Source organism: Lysinibacillus sp. FJAT-14745, from assembly GCF_001275675.1.
Lineage (GTDB): Bacteria > Bacillota > Bacilli > Bacillales_A > Planococcaceae > Lysinibacillus.
Genome location: NZ_LITM01000006.1, coordinates 170,464 through 177,294 on the forward strand (window position 1 = coordinate 170,464; position 6,831 = coordinate 177,294).

4 protein-coding genes are annotated in these 6,831 nt (G+C 37.5%); 3 read left to right on the forward strand and 1 reads right to left on the reverse strand.

Annotation, left to right across the window (positions count from 1 at the left end; translation table 11 throughout):
- The first annotated feature begins 66 nt into the window (after positions 1-66).
- The 3 genes from AMS59_RS10840 (at position 67) to AMS59_RS10850 (ending at position 4,374) form a co-directional block, all read left to right on the forward strand.
- Positions 67-1,464, forward strand: coding sequence for a PLP-dependent aminotransferase family protein (locus AMS59_RS10840; RefSeq protein ID WP_053483771.1), 1,398 nt, complete (start codon positions 67-69; stop codon positions 1,462-1,464).
- A gap of 289 nt (positions 1,465-1,753) precedes the next feature.
- Positions 1,754-2,572, forward strand: a complete 819-nt coding sequence (locus AMS59_RS10845; RefSeq protein ID WP_053483772.1) for a hypothetical protein — start codon at positions 1,754-1,756, stop codon at positions 2,570-2,572.
- Positions 2,573-3,138: 566 nt separating this feature from the next.
- Positions 3,139-4,374, forward strand: coding sequence for a DNA polymerase IV (locus tag AMS59_RS10850; protein WP_053483773.1), 1,236 nt, complete (start codon positions 3,139-3,141; stop codon positions 4,372-4,374).
- A gap of 138 nt (positions 4,375-4,512) precedes the next feature.
- Here the strand turns inward: AMS59_RS10850 and AMS59_RS10855 are convergent, their stop codons facing one another.
- Positions 4,513-6,612 (reverse strand): hypothetical protein, encoded by a 2,100-nt coding sequence (locus AMS59_RS10855; RefSeq protein ID WP_053483774.1) that lies wholly within the window; start codon positions 6,610-6,612, stop codon positions 4,513-4,515.
- Between the last annotated feature and the right edge of the window lie 219 nt (positions 6,613-6,831).

Genomic DNA, 6,831 nt, shown 5'->3' on the forward strand with positions numbered 1-6,831 from the left:
TCATTGTATGCAAGACAATTAAATATTGTATGCAAAAAATTAGAGAGAAGGAGCTTAGCTTAGAATATGCCAGTTAATTCGTTTGAAGAATATCCAATGAGCTGGAAGCCGGATATTAGCAAAAGTCCGGCTCCATTATATATAGCAATAGCAGAACAGCTGGAACAAGATATCAAGGATGGAAAATTATCGCCAGGCACCAAGCTACCTCCTCAGCGTGAGTTAGCTGATTTTTTAGATGTTAATTTAAGCACGATCACAAGAGCTTTTAAACTTTGTGGCCAGAAAGGGCTAATTTATGCTTCTATCGGTAATGGAACATTCGTTTCATCAGATGCAGCGACAAATAAAATGTTATTACCAACAAATAAATCTTCTCAGATGATCGAAATGGGACCAGTATTGCCAGAAAATCATGCTAATGAGGATATTACACGTTATATGAAAAAGATGATGAATGACCCTAATTTTAGCAAATTGTTTCAGTACGGACGACCTGAAGGAAATGCGTGGCAAACGGAGGCAGCAATGAAGCTTTTGGAAAAGGTCAATTTTCCAACGGATCAACCTGTATTGCTCGGAGCGGGGGGACAAAATGCCATTGTTGGAACGTTAGTTGCTTTGTTTCAACCAGGAGATCGAATCGGTACAGATCCCATTACATATGCAGGTATAAAAACAGCTGCAAATATGCTTGGTATTCAACTGGTAGCGATCCAACAAAGCAACGGTGAAATGTCAAGAGAGGGGCTATTATATGCTTGTAAAAATGAGCATATAAAAGGTCTTTATGTTATTCCTGATTTTCATAATCCAACTACCCATACAATGTCGATAGAAACAAGAAAAATGATTGCGGAGGTGGCAAGGCAGAAAGGTTTAATCGTCATTGAGGATGCAATTTATAGTTTTCTAAAGGAGAAGCCACTTGCACCAATAGCGTCCTATGCTCCTGAAAAGGTTATTTATATTGCCAGTGTATCAAAAACCATCTCACCAGGCTTACGACTATCTTATATCGTTACACCGCCAGCGCTGCGAAAAAAAATAATGGAAACACTGTATAATATAAATATTTCAGTGTCTCTAATGATGGTGGAGCTTACAGCAAAGATGATTCATGATGGCGTTGCACAAACAATTTTAGAGAAGCACCGGTTGTATGCAAAGCAACAAAATGCCCTTGTCAATCAATATTTAGGAGATTATAACATTTTAGGAGAAGAAGAATGCATTTTCAGATGGCTCATACTCCCCGAAAAATTCACTAGTGTTCAGTTTGAATTGCTAGCATCAAAAGCAGGTGTGCAAGTGTATGCAGCTGAACGTTTTGCAGTTGGGAATGCGAAGCCGGTAAATGCAGTTCGTATAGCAATCACTGCACCTGAAAATCAGCTTGAACAAGCACTCATCATTTTGAAGGATTTACTTGAAAGTGATGGTGATTATACATTTGTTGATTAAAGTAAGTAAGGATACACCTTCAAAGGGAGGTGTATTTTTTGTGTACTTTTAGAACTGGGGAGTGATAGAAATCAAGAAAATATAAAAATGAGAAATTACTCATTAATCTTTAATCAACTTCTTATAAAAGATTCGTTATCTTTTCATTACGATCTGTTAAAGTGAAGGCTATAAATACATGATTTCCACATAATTATTCAGTGGTATTTGTTAAGCATGTAACAGTAGTCATGGAATTGTTTAAGTGTATATATGACTAGTTGATATGAATAATAAGGAGATGGATTATATGATTAAAAATTCATTTTTTTCTGAAGAAACAGCAGCACCTCCATTACAACAAATATTGAGTAAAGTTCCAGAAGTCACAATCTTCTTCTGGATCATCAAGATTATGGCAACTACGGTAGGTGAGACGGCTGCAGATTTCCTGAATTTTAACTTACACTGGGGTTTGTCCAATACGACCTTTCTAATGAGCGGACTCTTGATTATTAGTTTGTTCATCCAGTTCAAATCGAAAAAGTACGTGCCGTGGATCTATTGGCTCGTGGTCGTGCTAATTAGTATTGTCGGAACATTAATTACAGACAACCTCGTAGACAATTTCGGGGTCGCTCTAGAGACGACTACTATTTTCTTTTCTATTGCGTTATTCGTGACATTTGTAGTTTGGTATATGAGTGAAAAAACATTGTCTATTCATTCCATCTATACGAGCAAGCGTGAAGCTTTCTACTGGTTAACCATTCTATTTACCTTTGCTTTGGGTACAGCAGCAGGTGATCTTATTTCAGAGGGTATGGACTTAGGGTACTGGAAGTCGGGTCTTATATTCGCTGGCTTGATTGTTGCAGTTATGATTGCCCATTACGGTTTCAAGTTGAATGCCGTATTGGCTTTCTGGATTGCTTACATTCTAACACGTCCACTTGGAGCATCTTTCGGTGACTACTTGTCACAGTCTCGTGCAGATGGTGGTCTTGGTCTAGGTACTGTCGGAACAAGCGCAATCTTTCTAATAATCATTTTAAGTTTGATCATTTATCTAACCAAAACAAATAGAGATAAAATCTTACTTGTAGAAAATAGTCCATCGAATAATTAATAAATACCGATATGGATGAATTTCTAGAATAATATAACCAAAAAGCTGAGAGTTTTCATTAAATTGAATACGCTCAGCTTTTTTATTTTTTATGAACCAAAAATATAGAAAGTCAAAAATAAAATTTGATAGTTTTAGGATATGATCATTTCCGACAGAAGACGCTCGATTCAAAGAGGCCACAGCTAATAGTAATGTGGGGGAATGTCGGTTGGCGATAGCCAAAAACTATTACAATGTGATAAAATAGAAACAAATGTTCTTGTGTTGAGGTGGGATCAATGTTAGTCAATATAGCATACAAATTTTGCATCTATCCAAACCAACTATATTAAATAAAAGCTGGTCTAGACTTGGGTAACGGGGAAATTTAGAAAAAGGTAAAGAATATTTTAGTGTGGCGTGTATTTCTTCCACGTTAAAAATTTGCAGAAGTGCATCAAGGATAAAAATCTAAAGCTCGCTGAAGAAGTTACAAGATTGCATACATGTTATGATGAAGGAAATATAGAAGGACTGCTAACAATTCTGAAGAAACTTTGGTTAGTAAAATGAGGTGATAAAATATGCATAAAGGAAGAATAGTTTTACATATTGACCTTAATTGCTTTTATGCCTCTGTCGAACAAATTTACGATTCCTCATTAAAAGGGAAACCAATAGCAATAGCTGGTGATCCTAAAGAGCGTAGAGGGATTATTATTACGTGTAGCTACGAAGCAAGAGCAAGTGGTGTTTATACAACTATGAATGTCGGGGAGGCACGACGGAAGTGTCCTGAGCTAATTGTATTACCGCCTAATTTTGAACGATATAGAGCGGCATCCAAGTCATTTTTTAATTTGTTAAAAGAGTATAGCGAAATTCTCCAACCAGTTTCAATCGATGAAGGCTATTTGCAACTTCCTATAGTGGAAGGCCAAAATGTCTTGCAACACGTACAAAATATGCAAGATAGAATTTGGAACGAACTGCAACTCCCTTGTTCAATTGGCATTGCACCGAATAAATTTTTGGCGAAAATGGCAAGTGATATGAAAAAGCCAATGGGTATTACCGTACTCAGGAAGCGCGATGTTTCAACCATATTGTGGCCGATGAATGTCATTGAGATGCATGGGGTTGGCGAAAGCACAGCAGAGAAATTGCAGAAGTTAGGTATCCAAACAATTGGAGAACTAGCTAAAGCTGATGAATATGTATTAAAGCAAAACTTCGGCATTAATGGTCAACGTATGAAGCAAAAGGCAAATGGTGAAGATGATAGGCCTGTCGATCCAGAAGCAATATACGATACGAAAAGTGTAGGGAATTCAACAACACTTTCTCATGATACGACAGATAGAGATGAACTATATAAAGTAATCGCAACACTTTCTGAAAAGGTAGCGGAAAGATTAAAGGCTAAGAAACTTGCCGGGGTAACTGTAAGTATCATGATTCGTTCAGCTGACTGGGAAACATGTACACGAAGTAAGTCTATCAATAACGCGATTCATACTAAGGAGGATATCGTTGAGCAAGCGTGGTATTTATTTAACAAGCATTGGGATGAAGAGCCAGTGCGATTACTGGGTGTTACCGTATCGAATGTCAGTGATATTAAAGAAACGACACAGCAGCTAACGTTATTTAACTTTGAAGAACATATAAAAGATGAACCGATCATTAAACTTGTTGATCAAATCGAGCAAAAGTTTGGAAAAGGAACAATTTTGCGGGGTTCAGATATTGCTAAACCAGTTGGGAAATATCAAGCGAATACGAGTTTTAGTAAGGACTTTTGGGACGAACATAAGTAAAAAGAAATATTAAAGAATCTAGAAACAATATCCGTTCATACAGAAAAACCGTCATTTCGATCAAACTTTTTTCGAAATAACGGTTTTCTATTTGTATTTAGATTGAAAGCTTCTTATTGAACTTATCAAGTAAAAATTTTATATGTTCGTAAAATATTCATTTTCCTTTTGCTCATAGATATCGCGGCGATCTTTGATTTTTTGTAATACACTGTCTAGAACATTCCGTTCAGACAGAGTTTGATAAAGGGCATTTTGTACCTCTGCGGCTTCCTTGTTTTCTTCTTGGCTACTTAGAAATTCACTGTATGTTTCCATATATTCATGATAATCAATATTAGAAAGTGTCTTAGCAGCAATTTGGTTGTGTTTAGTTAACGCAGAAGTAAACTGTTTACGTGCCTCATCTGGTTGGGCTGGTATTATTTTGATTTTACCTTTTGTATCTGAGTCACCTGTGAAGTCAAGGAATTGATAATCGAACGCCAATGGTTTAGCAAGAGCGATATGAGCGTGAAGAGCAACAGCATGGTCACTAAGTTTTTCGGTTACCTCACGAAGGATATCGTTCCCTTTTTCAAGATAACGACTGCCATCGAGGGCAAGAACACGGCCGACTTCTTCAGAGAAAAAGTCTTGAGCAAGGAATTCCTGATCGTATCCGGTAGGTGGTAAAACTCGAAGTCTTAAGTTATTTGATACGATGTTATGGCCGTTTATTTGCATAGCTACTTGAATGTTATAAAATCCTGGGTCATCAATTAACCAGCCATTTTTCCCAACAGAAGCGAAAATGGTTTCGTACAGTGATTCACCAGGCATCATTACTTTGTTCTCTATGTTCCATAAATACTGAACATGAGGTAGTAACCGACGTCCTTGTTTTCCATCTTTTTTAACCATTACAGACATTCCGTATAAATCGGACAATAAATGTTTATTGATGGACTGAGGTTGATTCGAAGTATTCGTTAGTTTGATTTCAATAACTGTCGGTTCTAACCATTGGAATATTGGTGATTTACGGTTAACCCTCAATTCAAGATTAAAAGAAGGGTGAATAGAAATGATTGGATGCTCAAAACCATGATCTACAGCCCAGTCAGCATTACCCATTTGTACGAAACGCTCAGGTGCGTGTCGCATAAACAACAGTTCTTGATCACTAAAACGATACTCAAAGTTTTTAAAGAACTCCTTGCCACCTGCTTTACTATCAAAATTGTAAGGATAATTCATAAAGCTTAGAGCCTTTGGTTCTGGGGTAAGAGGGCGCTCCAACGGTTCCCAAGGATGACCTAGGTGTTTTTGCCAAGAGTGCAGGAGATTGAAAGCATGTCCCATCTCATGGCAAGCACACCAAAAACGATAGCGCTGTACCCAAGCTTCTGGGGAGGGGTCACCTTTAGGTGGATCTGAAATAAATGAATTATTAAAAATTGCTGTCCCTTGACGATGATTCGGACCTATGCTATCAAACATAATACCGCCCAGACCATGGCCTTCTTCAGCTTCCGAATTTGCAAAAAATGTCCACATGGACCATTGGGGCTTATTATCAAAGTGTGACCAATATACTTGCATGGCATCATGCATCTCTTGAGTGTTCCACTTTTTATCAGTCCCTGTATAGTCTTTAGAAACAATATTATTACCGTCTGATATTTTTACATCAAACCCAGTTCGTTTAAAAACCTCTGCGATTGATAGAGTTTCATCCGGCAAAGATGTTGGCATGTCTGGATGGGCGTGTGTTTGGTAGGTTGTGACTGGCGTTGTACCTTCTTCAGCATCGAATTCAAATTCCACAGGGTGGAAGTAAGGAGATTGAAAATGGAACGTGCTAGTTCTGTCTGTCTCCCCTCCGATAAGAAACTCGACTTCCGCAGTATGCAGTTCAGGTAATGAACCGCGTGTTACCTGTATTTTTACATTTGTATAAGGAAATGATTGTATGTCATCTAGATATTTGTTTCGAATATTGCCTGTCCAAGTATTTGGACCATTCGCTGTTAACTTGGCAATCCAATGAATAGTAGAAGACAGGTTTGAAATAACAGTTCCGCTTGCTACCATTTGTGAGTAGTATCCATCTACGTCAAGGCGAAGTTCCTCGCTTATTTGCTGTTCGCTCGATACATATAAACCACTAATTGGTGAGAGGGGAAATTCTCCTAAACTGGAAGGGTTAATGGCTTTTACTAATTCTTTTGCTTCGTTCGTTTTGTTTTGATCCATCTTTATTACCTCCATGTCTATTAATATTTGTCTTTCTTCCTCAATCCCAAGAGCCACAGTGTTTCATTAAAAATACAAAAAGTTTTTCAAGTATTATATATGCAGCAGAAACTATAAATATGACACTATAAATAGTAAAATAATCAGGTGTGTTGATTAACCATTTTTATACATCCAAAGAGGCTGATTTCCGCTACGGGCTACTCGCTTTGTTGCTGA

What these genes read in the sequence shown, in the direction of transcription:
- AMS59_RS10840 (WP_053483771.1), top strand. Translation starts at nt 67, where the DNA reads ATGCCAGTTAATTCGTTTGAAGAATATCCAATGAGCTGGAAGCCGGAT.
- AMS59_RS10845 (WP_053483772.1), top strand. Translation starts at nt 1,754, where the DNA reads ATGATTAAAAATTCATTTTTTTCTGAAGAAACAGCAGCACCTCCATTA.
- AMS59_RS10850 (WP_053483773.1), top strand. Translation starts at nt 3,139, where the DNA reads ATGCATAAAGGAAGAATAGTTTTACATATTGACCTTAATTGCTTTTAT.
- AMS59_RS10855 (WP_053483774.1), bottom strand. Translation starts at nt 6,612, where the DNA reads ATGGATCAAAACAAAACGAACGAAGCAAAAGAATTAGTAAAAGCCATT.